Raw genomic sequence first — 14,190 nt, 5'->3', positions numbered from 1 at the left:
CCATCGGTTCGCGGACTGCTCCGGGATTTGGTGCCCACCGACTCCCGGGCGGATACTCATCGCGGAATGAGCGCCTCCCCCGAACCCTCCGCACCCCGCACTGCGACCCTCGCCGTCATCGGCAACGGCCGTCTCGGCGGCGTGCTCGCCAGCGCCCTCCGCCAAGCCGACTGTGCCGTCGCCGGCCCGCTGCGCCGCGGTGAGCCGATCCCGGCATCCGACATCGCCCTGCTCTGCGTTCCGGATGCCGAGATCGTGGCCGCCGCACGAGCAGCCCGCCCGCACGCGTCGCTGCTCGGCCACGTCTCGGGTGCCACGCCACTGGATGCCGTCGACTTCAGCATCCACCCGCTGCAGACCTTCACCGGCGCCGAGGGACCCGAGGTGTTCCACGGCATCGGCGCGGCGATCGCGGGCCGCACTCCGGATGCCGAAGACGCGGCCACCCGGCTGGCGCAGGCCCTCGGCGCCCGCCCCTTCCGCATCGACGACGCCCACCGCGCCGGCTATCACGCGGCGGCATCCATCGCCTCGAACCTGCTGCTGACGGTGCTCGACGCCGCCGAGCAGGCGCTGCGCGCCGCCGGCATCCGCTCCGATCAGGCTCGCGACCTGCTTGCACCGCTGGTCGACCGCACCGTCGGGAACTGGGTCACGGCCGGTGCCGCGGACGCGCTCACCGGTCCCATCGCCCGTGGCGACGACGACACCGTCGCCCGCCAGCGCACCGCGGTCGCGACCGGCACCCCCGATCTCGTCGCGCTGTTCGATCAGCTCTGCGGCAGCACCCGTGCCCTCGCGGCGTCGAAGGCCGCAGCATGAACATCGTCCGCACGGTCGCCGAGATGCGCGCCGGCGTCGCCCGGGCCCGCCGGCAGGGCGGCACCGTCGGGCTCGTCCCGACGATGGGTGCGTTCCACGAAGGACACCTCTCGCTCATGCGTGCGGCACGGGAGAGCAACGACCTCGTCGTCGTCTCGCTGTTCGTCAACCCCACCCAGTTCGGCCCCAGCGAGGACCTCGCGTCCTACCCGCGCGACGAGGCGCGCGACGCCGCGATCGCCGAGCAGCAGGGGGTCGACATCCTCTTCGCTCCCGATGCCGCCGAGGTGTACCCCGACGGTTTCAGCACCGGCATCCATGTCAAAGGGATCACCGAGGTGCTCGACGGCGCCTCCCGCGGCGCGTTCCACTTCGACGGCGTCGCCACCGTCGTCACCAAGCTGTTCGGCATCGTCACCCCCGACGACGCGTACTTCGGCCAGAAGGACGCCCAGCAGGTGCTGGTCGTCCGCCGCGTCGTGCGCGACCTGAACCTCGCCGTGCGCATCCGGGCCTGCCCGATCGTGCGCGAGCCGGACGGTCTCGCGATGAGCTCGCGCAACGTCTACCTCGACGCGGATGCCAGGCGGCAGGCCGCCGCGCTCAACCGCGCCCTCGATGCCGCAGCATCCGTGCACGAGGCCGGCGAGCGCGACGCCGCGACCATCGTCGCCGCCGCCGCGCGAGTGCTGTCGCATGCCGGCATCCGGCCCGACTATCTCGAACTGCGCTCCGCCGAAGACCTCAGCCCGCTCGAGCGCGTCGACCGCGACGCGTTGCTCGCCGTCGCCGCACGCGTCGGCGCGGCCCGGCTGATCGACAACCACGTCCTGACAATCACCGCCGAGGAAGGCGAATCCTGATGCGACGCACCATGCTCAAGTCCAAGATCCACCGCGCGACCATCACCGGCAGCGACCTGAACTACGTCGGCTCGATCACCATCGACGCCGACCTGCTCGACGCCGCGGACATCCTCGAGCATGAGCAGGTGAGCGTGGTCGACGTGAACAACGGCTCGCGCTTCGAGACCTACACGATCGCCGGGGAGCGCGGCACGGGCACGATCCAGGTGAACGGCGCTGCCGCCCGGCTGGTGCACTCCGGTGACACGATCATCGTCATCTCCTACGGCGACTACTCCGCGGAGGACCTGGCCGAGTACGAGCCGCGCGTCGTGCACGTCGACCGTCGCAACACGATCATCCAGATCGACGACGCCGTGGATCAGCTGCTCACGGAAGCCGCGTCATGAGCGCGCACGGATCGGCTCGCGCGCTGACCATCGGTGAGCTGGCTGCGAAGAAGGATGCCGGTGAGCCGATCGTCATGGTCACCGCCTACGACCATCCCAGCGCGCAGATCGCGGACGAGGCCGGCGTCGACCTGGTGCTGGTCGGCGACTCCGCCGCGATGACCGTGCTCGGCTACGACTCGACCGTGCCGGTGACCGTCGACGAGATGCTGATGCTCACTCGCGCTGTCCGCCGCGGCCTGTCACGCCCGCTGCTGGTGGGAGATCTGCCGTTCGGGTCGTACGAGGCATCCGATTCCCTCGCGGTGCAGACCGCGCAGCGCTTCGTGAAGGAGGCCGGGTGCGACCTGGTCAAGGTCGAGCGCGGTGGCAGCACCGTCGACCGGGTGCGAGCGATCGTCGCCGCCGGCATCCCGGTGGTCGGGCACGTCGGCCTCACCCCGCAGAGCGTCACCGCTCTCGGCGGCTACCGCGCACAGGGCCGCACGGCCGAGGCTGCGAAGACCGTGATCGACGACGCGCTCGCCCTGCAGGAGGCGGGGTGCTCGCTGATCGTCGTCGAGGCGGTGCCGTCGCAGGTCACGTCGCTGCTCGTGGAGCGGCTGCGGATCCCCGTGATCGGGATCGGCGCGGGAGCGGATGCCGATGGCCAGGTGCTCGTGTGGCACGACCTGCTCGGCATCTACGACGGGCCCGCGGCGAAGTTCGTCAAGCGGTATGCGGACGTACGGAGTGTGTCGGTGGCCGGGGTGCGCGCGTACGCCGACGAGGTGCGATCCGGGGCGTATCCGGCAGCTGAGCACGGGTACGGGATGCCGGCGGACGAAGTCGCGAAGCTGAGGGAGCTGCTCGCGGGGGAGTGAACCGTGGCGACGCCGGTTGCCCGGGCGCTTCGCGCGGAGATGTGCGCGTGAAGCGGACGGCATCCGGAATTCTCTCCGCGCGAAGCGCACTTCTCCGCGCCAGGCGCGCGGCGGTCGGCGCTTGCGGGTGGTCCAGGTCGCAGTTCGTCCCGGTATCCGGCGCGCATAGCGTGACCGAGTGCGACCTGGACGGCGGAAGGGGAAGAACCGGTCGCAGCGGGGCGGTCGTGCTCGGCCGTGAGGATGCCGTGGAGACCGCCGAACTCCTTGCCGAACGACGCATAGCGACATATCGTTAAGCATCGTTCACGTCTGAGGAGGCATCATGAACGGATCATTCCCCACCGGCGGTTTCGGATTCGGCGCGAGCAACGGGTCGGGCAACCCGCTGGCCGGCGTCTGGGAGGCGATGGATCAGCTGCGCAGCAGCTTCGAGCAGCGCTCCGGCGGCCCGCGCATGGCGCGCGGCGACGTGCGTGCGGCCGTGCTCAGCCTGCTGGCCGAGCGGCCCATGCACGGATACCAGATCATCACCGAGATCGCCGAGCGCTCCGGCGGCGCGTGGAAGCCCAGCGCCGGGTCGGTCTACCCCACGCTGCAGCAGCTCGCCGACGAAGGCCTGATCACCGCCGAGGAGCAGGGCGGTCGCAAGACGTACTCGCTCTCGGAGGCCGGAGTCTCGGCATCGGAGGATGCCGCTGAGAAGCCCGCTCCCTGGGAGACCGCAGGCGGACGCTCCCACGGCCAGTTCGGCGCCCTGCCGAAGGCGGGCATGGAGCTGGCCAGCGCGACCGCGCAGCTGGCCCGCACCGGCACGCCCGAGCAGGTGGCCGACGGCGTCGCCGTGCTCGAAGACGCCCGGCGTAGGCTGTACGCCATCCTTGCCGAAGGGTGACTGATCGAGAAGAGGGCGCCATGACGGATCCGGCGGCCCTTCGACGGGCTCAGGGGCCCAGTGCTCAGGGGCCCAGTGCTCAGGGATCCAGTGCTCAGGGGCCCGGTGCTCCGGAATCCGCGCATCGCGCCCGGTACCGGCGCATCCTCGCCTTCGCCGCGCGCGCGTTCGTTCAGGTGTGGTGGTTCGAACTGATCCTGCCGCGCCTGGGCATGGCATCCGTCGCCGATCGCACGCGCGACGCGCGGATGCTGCGCCTGGCCAGGCGCTTTCGCGCGCTCGCCGTCGGCCTGGGCGGGCTGATGATCAAGGTCGGGCAGTTCCTGTCGTCGCGGTTGGACGTGCTGCCGCCCGAGATCACCGCCGAGCTCGCCGGTCTGCAGGACGAGGTGCCCGCGGTGGCGTTCGCCGAGATCCGGGCATCCGCCGAGGCCGAGCTCGGGATGCCGTTGGAGCGCGCGTTCGCGTCGTTCGACGAGACGCCCGTGGCCGCGGCATCCCTCGGTCAGGCGCACCGCGCCACGCTCACCCCGGCCGACGCCGCCGACACCGGCCTCGACCGCGTCGTCGTGAAGGTGCAGCGGCCGGGCATCGACGAGATCGTGGCGGTCGATCTGTCGGCGCTGCGCCGCGTGGCCCGCTGGGCGCAGCGCGTGCGCATGGTGCGCGACCGCGTGGACGCGCCGGGGCTGGTCGAGGAGTTCGCGCAGACCTGCCACGAGGAGATCGACTACCTGCACGAGGCGGCGAACGCCGAGCGGTTCGCCGACAGCTTCGCATCGGATGCCCGGGTCGCGGCCCCCGCGGTGGTGTGGGAGCGCACCACCCGAAAGGTGCTGACGCTCGAGGACGTCACGGCGATCAAGATCAACGACATCGAGGCGCTGCGCGCGGCCGGCATCGACCCGGCCGAGGTGGCGCAGGTGTTCGGTGACGTGATGCTCGACCAGGTGTTCACGCACTCCTTCGTGCACGCCGACCCGCACCCGGGGAACGTGTTCGTCACGCCGGCGGACGGCGACGCCCCTTCGACGGGTTCAGCGACCCGGGCGCGCCCGTGGCGTCTCACCTTCATCGACTTCGGGATGATGGCCGAGGTGCCCGACAGCATCCGTGCCGGGCTGCGCACGCTCGTGATCGCGGTGGCCGGGCGCGACAGCCGCGGCCTGGTCGCGGCGGCGCAGCAGATCGGCGTGCTGCTGCCGTCGGCGCGCACGACCGAGCTCGAGCGCGCTCTCACCGTGCTGTTCGCCCGGTTCGGCGGCATGGGCTTCAACGAGCTGCGTGACGTCGACCCCCGCGAGCTGGCCGATTTCGGGGCGGAGTTCGGCGAGACCATGCGCTCGCTGCCGGTGCAGTTCCCCGAGCGGATGCTGCTGCTCATGCGCGCGGTGTCCCTGACCTCGGGGCTGTGCAGCGCGCTGGACCCGGCGTTCAACATCTGGGAGCCGGTGCAGCCCTACGCCGCGCGGCTGCTGCGCGATGAGAGCGGTGGCCTGCTGCGCGATCTGGGCGCGCAGACGGCATCCAACGCCGGCACGCTGTGGCGGCTGCCGTCGCGGGTCGACGCGGCGCTGGACCGGCTGGATGCCGGCGCCCTCGTCTTCGACGTCTCCACGCTCGAGAACCGGCTCGACAGGATCATCCGCGTCGCGCATCGCGCAGTCTCCGCCGTGCTCTTCGGCGGGCTCCTCATCGGCGGCACCCTGCTGCTTGCAGCCGTCCCCCCGCTGGGGATCGTGCTGATGTGCGCCTCGGCGGTGCCGCTGCTGCACGCGCTGTTCGGGCGGCGCTGACCGGCACACGACCGTCAGCCCCGCTCAGCCGACGGGGCCGCTCAGCTTCTGGCTGATCTCCACGCGCACGCCGCCGGTGCCGGTCTCGGCCTCGAACTCGGCTTCGCCGTCGCCGTTGCTGTTCTGGAAGCTCAGCTCGATGTCGTCGGCCTGCTCGTCGCGCTTGACGGTCGTCCAGCCGTCGGCGGGAGCGACGTTCGTCACGGCCAGGGCATCCTTGGCGCTGAACTGAAGCGTCGCCGCGCTGCCGACCCGGATGCTGCCGCCGGTGGCGTTCGAGAGCGTGAGCTGCTTCGAGATCTGCATCGTGCCGCCCTCGAGCTCGACCTCGAACTTCCACTCGGTGTCAGGACGGGTGAAGTGCACCTCGATCTCGCCCGGCTTCTCGTCCGCGATGCGGTGCTGCCATCCTTCCGCCGCACGCACGTCGGTGAGCGCGAGTGCGCCGCCGGCCGAGGAGAACTCGACGTCGCCGGCGTCGCCGACCTGCCACGTGCCGTCGCGCAGTTCGTCGACGGCATCCGTCCCCTGCCCTGGGGCGGGAGTGCCGGAGGCCGGTGCGGCGGAGGACGGGGCGGGCGCGGCGGGATCCGACGCGGCGGGGCCTGTCTCGGTGGGCGCGGGGGTTGCGGTGCCGGTGCAGCCGGCGAGCAGGAGCCCGAGGCCCAGCGCGGCCGTCAGCGCCATCGGTGCGGGACTCTTCATGATGATCCGTCCTCTCCGTGATGGCGGGCCATTATCTCCCCTCGGCGCGAGAATCACACCCCGGTTGCGCGCTCGCGATCGCCGTCCCGGCGCCGGTTGTAGTACTCGCGGACCCGGTTGCGGTTGCCGCAGTCGGCGGAATCGCACCAGCGCCGGTTGTGTCGCGGCGAGGTGTCGAGGAACACCCAGCCGCACTCCGCGTCCTGGCACTGGGCGAGGGAGGTCTGCCGATCGTCGGTGAGCAGATCGACGGCATCCAGCGCGATCCGCCGCAGCGGAAGGTCGAGGTCGAGCGGGAACGTCCACCGCCACCCTCTCGCGCCGGGCGCGAGCACGCCTTCGGAGATCGCTGCGCGGTAGGCGTCGACGACAGGACCGGGGTCGGCGCTCTCGTACAGGGCGGCGTAGACGGCGTCGCGGAGCGCGCGGACTTCGTCGACGACGCGGGCGGCGCGACGCGGGTCGCGCAGATGTGCGTCGCGCAGCGATTCCGTCTCGGCGTCGTTCAGGATGCCGAGCTGCAGCGCCCAGTCGAGGATGTCGCCGTAATCGGCCAGGGCGTCTCTGCGCCGATCCGGCGACAGGCGCCAGTGCACGGTGTTCACCAGATCGAGCATCCGGTGCCCGCCGAGCTGGGAGAAGGACTGCGTCCGGCCGGTCGTCATGCAGAGATTCTAACGCCTCATGGGTTGTGCTTCCATTAGATCATCGGTCAGAATCTAATGCATGTCAGTCGAGACACCCATTTCGTCGCGTGCGGACTTTCGGTTGTTCTGGTTCGCGACCGGTGCGTCGTCGCTGGGCGACCAGGTGCGTGAGTTCGCCATCCCGCTGATCGCCATCTCGGTGCTGCATGCCTCGGCGGTCGAGCTCGGCGTGCTCGGCGCCGTGCAATGGGTCCCCTTCCTGCTGCTCGCCCTGCCGCTGGGCGTGGTGATCGATCGGTATCGGCGTCGGCGGATGCTGATCATGTCGGAGCTCTCCCGCGGCGCGGTCGCCGTCGGCGTGCTCGTGGCGGCGCTGGCCGGATGGCTCTCGTTCCCGGGACTCCTCCTCGCCGTCGCGCTCTGGGGTGCGTTCACCGTCGTCTTCGAGGTCGGCTACCAGTCGGCCATCCCCTCGCTCGTCCCCGCATCCGGGCTCAGCAGCGCGAACGCGCGCATCCAGTCGACCTTCGCCGCCGCCGAGGTCAGCGGGCCCGGAATCGGGGGCGTGCTGCTGCAGCTGGTCGGGGCGGCGGCCACGATCGCCGGCAGCGCGGCGACCTACCTGCTGTCGGGTGTCGCCCTGCTGTCGATGCGCGGGCGGGAACCCCGGCCGGCGGGTGAGCGGCGCCGGTTCCTCGCCGAGCTGGCCGAAGGGGCGCGGCACGCCCTGCGCGATCCCTATCTGCGTGCGAACGTCGGGTTCTCGGCGCTGTTCAACCCCTTCTCGCAGTGGACGACGCTGCTGCTCACGCTGTACGCCGTGCGGGATCTCGGGCTGCGGCCCGCACAGATCGGCATCCTCTTCTCGGCGGGTGCGGTCGGCGCGCTTATCGGTGCCGCATCCGCCACGCCGCTCGCCCGCCGGGTGCGACTGGGGCCGCTGATGATGGGCTGCACCGTCGTCGAATGCGTCTCGCTGCTGCTGCTCGCCGTGCCCGACCCGTCCTGGACGGCCGCCATGTCGGTGGCGCTGCTCGCCGGTGCGCTGCTCCTCATCGGCGCGGGCGCCGCGATGTCGGGCGTGCAGCTGGTCACGATCCGTCAGCTGCGCACGCCGGAGCGGATGCTGGGCCGCGTGAACGCGTCGACGCGCACGATCACGTACGGGATGATCCCGCTCGGGGCGCTGCTGGGCGGGTTCTTCGGCGAGTGGCTCGGCGCGCGGGGCGGCATGCTCGTCGGCGGGCTGCTGAGCCTGGGCACGGTCGTGTGGGTGTGGTGCTCGCCGCTGCGTCGGCTCGAGGCGCTGCCGGATGCTGTGGAGGAGCCCGAACGCACTGCTTCTCGGTGATCACATCCCGCCGCGGCCTCCGGCCAGGACGGGCGCGGCGAGCCGCTCCAGCTGCTGCCACACGCGGGTGACGCGGTCGCGATCGGCGCTCGCCGTGTGCGCGAGCGGCTCGAGCCGGACAGGAAGCCCACGCCGGCCGTTCTCCGGCCCGTAGTACTCGCCGCCGGACGCCCCCGGGTCGGTCAGGGCGCGCACGGCCGACCACGCGGCGGCATCCTTCCCCTGCGCCCACGGCGAGAACGGATTGCGCCTGCGCTGCGTCCGCGGGTCGTAGACACCCTTGCGCGCCGGGGTCCGGGCATCCACACCGACGCCCGGATGCGCCACCAGCGAGGCCGCCGGATGCCCATCCTGCCGCAGTCGGCGCTCGAGCTCGTAGGCGAAGAGCTCGGTGACCGTCTTCGCCTGGGTGTAGGTGCGGAAGAAGCCGCGCTGCGGCGCGCGAACATCGTCGACCTCCATTCGGAGCCTGCGCACGAACCCGCTCGAGGCGTGGACGATGCGTCCGTCGAGCACGGGCAGCAGCCGCGTCGCGAGAGCGAAGCCGGCGACGACGTGCGTGCCCAGCATGATCGGGAGCCCGTCGGCGGTCAGGGTCGAGGTGTTCGTCCCCATCGAGCCCCCGTTGAGGAACAGGCCGTCGAGCCGGCCACGGTCTGAGAGCGCGTCGGCTGCGCTCGACACGGAGGAGAGGGATGCGAGGTCGAGCTCGACGGTGCCGACCGATGCATCGTGCACGTGAGTGCGGATGGCGGCGCTGGCGCGAGCCAGCTTCTCGGGTGAGCGGCCGGCGAGGATGACGTCTGCGCCGGCTGCCGCGAGCTGCTCGGATGCGAAGTAGCCGATGCCGGCCGTCGAGCCGGTGATCGCGTACGTGCGGCCGTGCAGATCGGGCAGGTGGTGGGGGTTCCAGGACATGGATGCTCCGAACGTGAAACGGATAGGTGATCCATTTGAGTGTACGGCAATCTGGATGAGGTATCCGTTTCGTGGCAGAATCGGACTATGACTCCCGCTGTGCGCGCTGATGCGATGCGCAGCCGTGCGCGTATTCTGGAGGCCGCGCGGGGATGTGACCCCACCGCGCTGCGGCTGAATGATGTCGCCCGCAGGGCCGGTGTCGGCGTGGGGACGGTGTATCGACACTTCCCGACGACCCATGCGCTGGTCGAGGCGCTCTCCGCGGGAGGGCTCGACAGGTATCGGGAGCTCGCGCGCGAGGCCGCGGAGGAGAGCGATCCGATGCGAGCGCTGGAACTGCTCGTGCGCCGAGGGGTCGCGCTGCAATTGGAGGACGGTGGGTTGCATGTGGTCCTGCTGGCCGCATCCGACAGCGACCCCGAGACCGCATCGCTCAAGCACGAGTTCGCGATGCTGACGGAGCGCATTCTCGACGCGGCGCGCTCGGCCGGCCTCGTCAGGGCGGACCTGACCGCCGACCGGCTCATCCACCTCGTGTGCGGCATCGAGTACGCGGTTCGCACCGACGGAGGCGATCCGGCGTTCTTCGTCGATGTGCTGCTCGACGGGCTGCGCACCGGGGACGGGACGCCTGTCGGACGCAAATCACAAGAATTGTCGGGAACGCGGTGAGATGACACTAGATGTCACGCTCGGGTGCCTCGTTCGCCCCAATCCGGCTCACTTTGTCGTGACACTTTCCAGAGCGCAAAATGTTGATGTCGTCCCTCACCCGAGCGGCCACCGCTCGGAGGGGTTCGTTTGCCGTGCCTGACTGGCGACAGATACCCGAAGGGCGATGCGAGCGTCGTGATTGGCCGACCTGACGCGGATAACCCCGGGTGGAAGCGAGCGCATTGATCCACCCGTATACATGCTGGGCGGCATGAACTGCGTACTTTGCCCAAGTGCGAAGTCGTGCGGGAGCGATCGCCCACGTGCAAGGATCGGCCACATGGATGACCCGATCGCCAGGCTCCAAGAGCTTTCTCGTCACTGGCTGGACACTCGTGATGCCTTCCGGGATGTGATCGAAGCCGGGCCCCCTCAACCCGGGTCAGCTTTCGCCGCTGACCTAGGCCTGGTCCTGGCAAAGGAGAGCACGCTTCCGCAGGCCGCGGCGATGCTGAACTACGCGTTTGATTCGGCGGATGTGCTGGAGCGCATGTGGGATGTTCCCGTCCACCATGTCCCGTCCGACTACGTTCTCATGCGCGCGATGGTCGACAACGCAATCAGAGCGATTTGGCTTGTCGACCCCGATGATCAGCGAGAACGGCTCACCCGGGCTTGGAGGCTCGCTCGTGATGCGCCCATGAGGAGCAAGGCGCGTGCGACAGTGATGCTCAAGGAAGACCCGCAGAGGTCCATCGCTGACGAGCTAAAGGCTACGGCCGCGAACGCCAAGACGTACATCGCTGACCTTGACGCAGCATTCAACAAAGCGCTCGGAACGCTGCCGACCCCCCGGTTCCTACAGGCCGCTGACTTCATCGCCGCGACCGAAAGGCAACCACTCCATGCGGGCATCGATGGAGGGGTAGCGCGGTTCTGGAGTCAACTGAGTGAACTCGTTCATGGGTCAATTGCGTCTACCGAGTATCGGATGATCACCCATCCGCCAGAAGGTCACGTGCGCCTAACGCGCGCGAATGTTGATGACATCGCATTGGCCGCGGGACTTGTAACTCGGATCCTCGATGGAGCGCTCGATCGCTTCTACGCCCGGTTCGACGTCTCATGACTCGATCCTCCGAACACGCTCAGTTGGGCCAGGTCGGGTCGGCGCCTGGCGGGACCAGTGGCCGGACGCGCCTGTCGACGACGCTCATAAAGTCGGCCATCGCCACGTCTTGTGTTCCAGCGGTCATCGCAACGAGGGGTGATTCACGGGCTAGCAGCGTCGCGAAGAAGAGGTCAGCGGGAGGCCGATAGCCGAGGGAGATCTGTGGCGATTGAGTTCGTTCTTGACCCGGACGAGGTCACGGGTCCGACGGCCGGCGGAGCCACTCATTTCTTCAGGTATCCACTGGAAGAGGGGCGCTATCCTTCCGGCCAGTAGTCAGATCACACCCGGTCATTCAGGGAGCTGGCGAGACGAAAGACCGCGAGTGGTCGTTACCATCAGGTTCCTTGAGTTTGGTCAGGGAATGGGCCGGTGGGTGCGCAGATTGCCATCCACCCTTAGCGGGCAGACGTCGTCTTGGCCACCGATTCGAACTCCTGTGCCAGGCCGGCCAAGTCTCTCGAGACCGTCGCGCCTGCGTCCCTAACGACGGCCAGCTGCGCGTAGATGCGGCGCCAGTCAGTTTCCACTCTCTGCTTGAGCAGGATGGACTCTTCCGTGGTGCTATCCGTCACCGCAGTGCGCGACAGCCTCCGCAGCACGCGAAGGGAGTAACGAAGATAGGCAATCCACGTCACCAAGCTGCTACCCATCAGGTCCATGCCCGCCGCGCGTTCGAAGGCGGAAAAGGCCCGCTCGTAGTAATCGGCGACGCTTACTTGAGCCAGAGCGGCCTTCTCAAGCAGAACGGTGCCAAGGGTTGTGAGGCTGTAGATATCGGGGACAATCTCAACGGCGCGAAGAGCGAACGATTCCGCCTTCGCGAGATTGGCGACGTCGGTCCGGCCCGCCCGACGCGCGAGAATCGCACGCTGCTCCCAGTATCGACCGCTCCACTCACCGAACACGTCCAGCAACGAGCCATACCAGGCGTCCAGATCGGCCCCTGGAAACGCTCGGCGTAGATTCTTCTGAGACATAAGCGCGCCCACAAGTAGCGATGTCGGGTTACGCTCGCGCAAACTCTGCTGGCTCAGCCGGGCAGAGACTGAACGCACACCGTCTCGAACAATGCTCGCTGCCGCATCAGTGCCAAGGGATTGAACAGCCGGCTCCAGTGCCATCCATCTGTGCCGAGCCCGAAGCCGGACGCCGTCAGTAGTTAGCAGGCTTGAAAGCTGCGGATCGGATTGCACGGCTCGGACGAGCGCGTCACTCTCTGTGCCGACCATTCGCGCCGCGTCGATGACGAGTAGCTGATGTCCCACCAACGCCGCATAGGCGGCGAAAAGGACGACCTTCAACTTGCCGCCAGAGACGTCATCAAGCAACTCGCCGAGCCGGTTGCCGAATCCAGGCGCGTTCTCGATCTGTGCCATCGAGTCGAAGAGATCTCTGTTCCTGAAATGAGCCAACCGCCCGGCATCGGTCTTGCTCTCCAGGACGCCCAGACGACCAACGCGACCGAGCGCATCGACGAGGTGGGCGGCGTCAGAGCCGCTCAGACGCCCAGCAATGTTGCCGATACGACCGTGAGCCAGGTTCGCTGGTCGCACCCTCCCGAGTATCTTTGCCTCGTTCTCAAGCAGGTCGACCGCGAGGCATACGACGCTCAGGCCCGCCGCGCGAGCCTCAGTCACCAAGCGGTCGATGTCATCAGCCACGTCCGCCATTCCGTCAAACATCAGCGCAATCGACTTGCCGTCGGCTGCGAACCCCAGGACTGCGTCGACATCGATCCGCCCCGACTCTCGAAAGAAGAAAGTGCGCCACGAAGCCCCGCGCATGTGTTGCGCTAGTACGAGAAGGCCCGTCGAGCGCCCTGTGAGTCGGCGTCCGGTGTACGCCAGAACTGAGGCGGACGAGATCGACTTTCCTATCTGATTTGCGTCCATTTTCGCCTGAGTCACCCAGCCGAGTTCTGCGGGCAGACCGCGCTGGATATCCTCCCAGAGAGGCTCATCCCCGCCGAGGAAGTCGTGTTGGGTCTGGAGTTTGGCTGGTACGTCAGCGCGCAACTCCTCGAACTGCTGACCCACCCGCATGCCAAGCTCAAGTTCATTCTCGAGATCGTGCTCGAGGTCGAGCCCAGTCAGTTCCGCCCATTCGAGGACAAAATCCTCGGCGGTCATCTCGACGGGAACCAGGCCCCAACGGATTAGGTCATCACGCGTAGCCGGCGAGATCGTCCGTGCTACGTAGAAGCTCGGCGCAGGGTTCGTAGGACTTCTACGAGCGATAACCGACTCAATGTCGGGTTCGTCACGAAGTCGAGCTCCGAGGATCACGAATGGCGAGTTTCCGTAGGAGTCGCGAAAGTTGACGGGCCAGGCGGCTCGGGCCGCTGCCGAGCCAGCATATTCGCTGAGGGAGAAGACCAACTTTCGCGTCTCGGCTCGATCGACGACACCATGAAGGTGGATGACACTAAGCGCCCGGCCCTGCCGGTATGCATCGTCCCAGTTGAGGGTCTGCAGCGAGCGCGTCGTATCCGTCGCGACCGACAGATGGGCTGCTTCGTAGGTATCATCGACGTTCAGCGTCCAGACCGAACTCCAGGGACTCCGCGCGTAGTACGCCATCCAGTACGGCGGCTTCACATTCCAGAACCGGCTCCTAAACCAGCTGTAGACGGCGTCTTCGCCCGCCTTTTCGACAGCGCGATCGTAAACGCGCCACAGCCAGTCGTCTACCTCTGCAATGACACCGAACTCGGAGCAGAGTTGCTCGATCAACTTGCCGCTGCCAGGAAGCTGACCGCCCGCAGGGCTTATGGAGTCGAGACTCGCGCCCGCACCAAGCATGAGGTGATACTCACCGTTGCGGGCTGCCCTCCTCAATGCGAGGCGCTGGTCGTCGCTGAGGTCAATCGGGCTGCGCTTGGCATCAGCATTCACGCCCTCAGCATGCCAGAGACATCCACATTCCTGCCGCAACACCCCCGTTGGCCCCGCCATTGATCGGGCGTGTACGCGCATAGGGAGGGCGCTCTCGAGGTCGCATGCGCCTCCTTCGACGCCTAAGGGTTGGATGTCCCGTACGACGTTCGTGTCCTTCGCTGATCCGGCGGACCATGATCTCGTACCGTCCGAGGGTGAAGGCGTTAGCCA

General features: G+C 68.3%; 13 protein-coding genes. 9 read left to right on the top strand and 4 right to left on the bottom strand.

The window, feature by feature from the left end; all coding sequences use genetic code 11:
• Positions 1 to 66: 66 nt before the first annotated feature.
• From Q9R19_RS08300 to Q9R19_RS08275, 6 genes are all read left to right on the top strand, one after another.
• Complete coding sequence (locus Q9R19_RS08300) at positions 67 to 822, top strand: DUF2520 domain-containing protein (protein ID WP_311255914.1); 756 nt, start codon at positions 67 to 69, stop codon at positions 820 to 822.
• Positions 819 to 1,685 (top strand): pantoate--beta-alanine ligase, encoded by an 867-nt coding sequence (gene panC, locus Q9R19_RS08295; protein ID WP_311255913.1) that lies wholly within the window; start codon positions 819 to 821, stop codon positions 1,683 to 1,685. Before Q9R19_RS08300 ends, panC begins: the two co-directional genes overlap by 4 nt.
• Positions 1,685 to 2,077: an aspartate 1-decarboxylase gene (gene panD / locus Q9R19_RS08290; protein ID WP_311255912.1), complete on the top strand. Its 393-nt coding sequence runs from the start codon at positions 1,685 to 1,687 to the stop codon at positions 2,075 to 2,077. Before panC ends, panD begins: the two co-directional genes overlap by 1 nt.
• Positions 2,074 to 2,940: a 3-methyl-2-oxobutanoate hydroxymethyltransferase gene (gene panB / locus Q9R19_RS08285; protein WP_311255911.1), complete on the top strand. Its 867-nt coding sequence runs from the start codon at positions 2,074 to 2,076 to the stop codon at positions 2,938 to 2,940. The genes panD and panB overlap by 4 nt, the downstream gene beginning before the upstream one ends.
• Before the next feature lie 325 nt (positions 2,941 to 3,265).
• Positions 3,266 to 3,835: a PadR family transcriptional regulator gene (locus tag Q9R19_RS08280; protein WP_311255910.1), complete on the top strand. Its 570-nt coding sequence runs from the start codon at positions 3,266 to 3,268 to the stop codon at positions 3,833 to 3,835.
• Positions 3,836 to 3,855: 20 nt separating this feature from the next.
• Positions 3,856 to 5,631, top strand: coding sequence for an AarF/UbiB family protein (locus tag Q9R19_RS08275; RefSeq protein ID WP_311255909.1), 1,776 nt, complete (start codon positions 3,856 to 3,858; stop codon positions 5,629 to 5,631).
• A 24-nt stretch (positions 5,632 to 5,655) separates the two neighbouring features.
• Here Q9R19_RS08275 and Q9R19_RS08270 read toward each other — a convergent pair whose 3' ends face one another.
• The gene (locus Q9R19_RS08270) at positions 5,656 to 6,336 is read right to left on the bottom strand and encodes a hypothetical protein (protein ID WP_311255908.1); all 681 of its coding nucleotides are present in this window, start codon (positions 6,334 to 6,336) and stop codon (positions 5,656 to 5,658) included.
• Positions 6,337 to 6,389: 53 nt separating this feature from the next.
• On the bottom strand, positions 6,390 to 7,001 hold the full coding sequence (locus Q9R19_RS08265; protein WP_311255907.1) for a CGNR zinc finger domain-containing protein: 612 nt from the start codon (positions 6,999 to 7,001) through the stop codon (positions 6,390 to 6,392).
• A 103-nt stretch (positions 7,002 to 7,104) separates the two neighbouring features.
• Between Q9R19_RS08265 and Q9R19_RS08260 the strand changes: the two genes are divergently transcribed.
• Positions 7,105 to 8,334, top strand: a complete 1,230-nt coding sequence (locus Q9R19_RS08260) for an MFS transporter (protein WP_311255906.1) — start codon at positions 7,105 to 7,107, stop codon at positions 8,332 to 8,334.
• Here the strand turns inward: Q9R19_RS08260 and Q9R19_RS08255 are convergent, their stop codons facing one another.
• Positions 8,335 to 9,252: an SDR family NAD(P)-dependent oxidoreductase gene (locus tag Q9R19_RS08255; protein WP_311255905.1), complete on the bottom strand. Its 918-nt coding sequence runs from the start codon at positions 9,250 to 9,252 to the stop codon at positions 8,335 to 8,337.
• 99 nt (positions 9,253 to 9,351) lie between these two features.
• Here Q9R19_RS08255 and Q9R19_RS08250 point away from each other — a divergent pair, with 99 nt between their 5' ends.
• Together Q9R19_RS08250 and Q9R19_RS08245 are read left to right on the top strand one after the other, a co-directional pair.
• Positions 9,352 to 9,927, top strand: a complete 576-nt coding sequence (locus tag Q9R19_RS08250) for a TetR/AcrR family transcriptional regulator (RefSeq protein WP_311255904.1) — start codon at positions 9,352 to 9,354, stop codon at positions 9,925 to 9,927.
• Between the two features lie 322 nt (positions 9,928 to 10,249).
• Positions 10,250 to 11,038 carry a hypothetical protein gene (locus Q9R19_RS08245; RefSeq protein ID WP_311255903.1) on the top strand — a complete coding sequence of 263 codons (789 nt, stop codon included), beginning with the start codon at positions 10,250 to 10,252 and terminating at the stop codon, positions 11,036 to 11,038.
• A 440-nt stretch (positions 11,039 to 11,478) separates the two neighbouring features.
• Here Q9R19_RS08245 and Q9R19_RS08240 read toward each other — a convergent pair whose 3' ends face one another.
• Complete coding sequence (locus tag Q9R19_RS08240; protein ID WP_311255902.1) at positions 11,479 to 13,977, bottom strand: hypothetical protein; 2,499 nt, start codon at positions 13,975 to 13,977, stop codon at positions 11,479 to 11,481.
• Positions 13,978 to 14,190: the final 213 nt, after the last annotated feature.

It is taken from the genome of Microbacterium sp. ARD32, from assembly GCF_031844385.1.
Lineage (GTDB): Bacteria > Actinomycetota > Actinomycetes > Actinomycetales > Microbacteriaceae > Microbacterium.
Note: the sequence above shows the minus strand (reverse complement) of the source record. Positions and strands in the feature narration are given on the sequence as shown.

Excerpts from the sequence above, each read along its gene's own strand:
- Q9R19_RS08300 (WP_311255914.1), top strand. The coding sequence starts at position 67 with ATGAGCGCCTCCCCCGAACCCTCCGCACCCCGCACTGCGACCCTCGCC.
- panC (WP_311255913.1), top strand. The coding sequence starts at position 819 with ATGAACATCGTCCGCACGGTCGCCGAGATGCGCGCCGGCGTCGCCCGG.
- panD (WP_311255912.1), top strand. The coding sequence starts at position 1,685 with ATGCGACGCACCATGCTCAAGTCCAAGATCCACCGCGCGACCATCACC.
- panB (WP_311255911.1), top strand. The coding sequence starts at position 2,074 with ATGAGCGCGCACGGATCGGCTCGCGCGCTGACCATCGGTGAGCTGGCT.
- Q9R19_RS08280 (WP_311255910.1), top strand. The coding sequence starts at position 3,266 with ATGAACGGATCATTCCCCACCGGCGGTTTCGGATTCGGCGCGAGCAAC.
- Q9R19_RS08275 (WP_311255909.1), top strand. The coding sequence starts at position 3,856 with ATGACGGATCCGGCGGCCCTTCGACGGGCTCAGGGGCCCAGTGCTCAG.
- Q9R19_RS08270 (WP_311255908.1), bottom strand. The coding sequence starts at position 6,336 with ATGAAGAGTCCCGCACCGATGGCGCTGACGGCCGCGCTGGGCCTCGGG.
- Q9R19_RS08265 (WP_311255907.1), bottom strand. The coding sequence starts at position 7,001 with ATGACGACCGGCCGGACGCAGTCCTTCTCCCAGCTCGGCGGGCACCGG.
- Q9R19_RS08255 (WP_311255905.1), bottom strand. The coding sequence starts at position 9,252 with ATGTCCTGGAACCCCCACCACCTGCCCGATCTGCACGGCCGCACGTAC.
- Q9R19_RS08245 (WP_311255903.1), top strand. The coding sequence starts at position 10,250 with ATGGATGACCCGATCGCCAGGCTCCAAGAGCTTTCTCGTCACTGGCTG.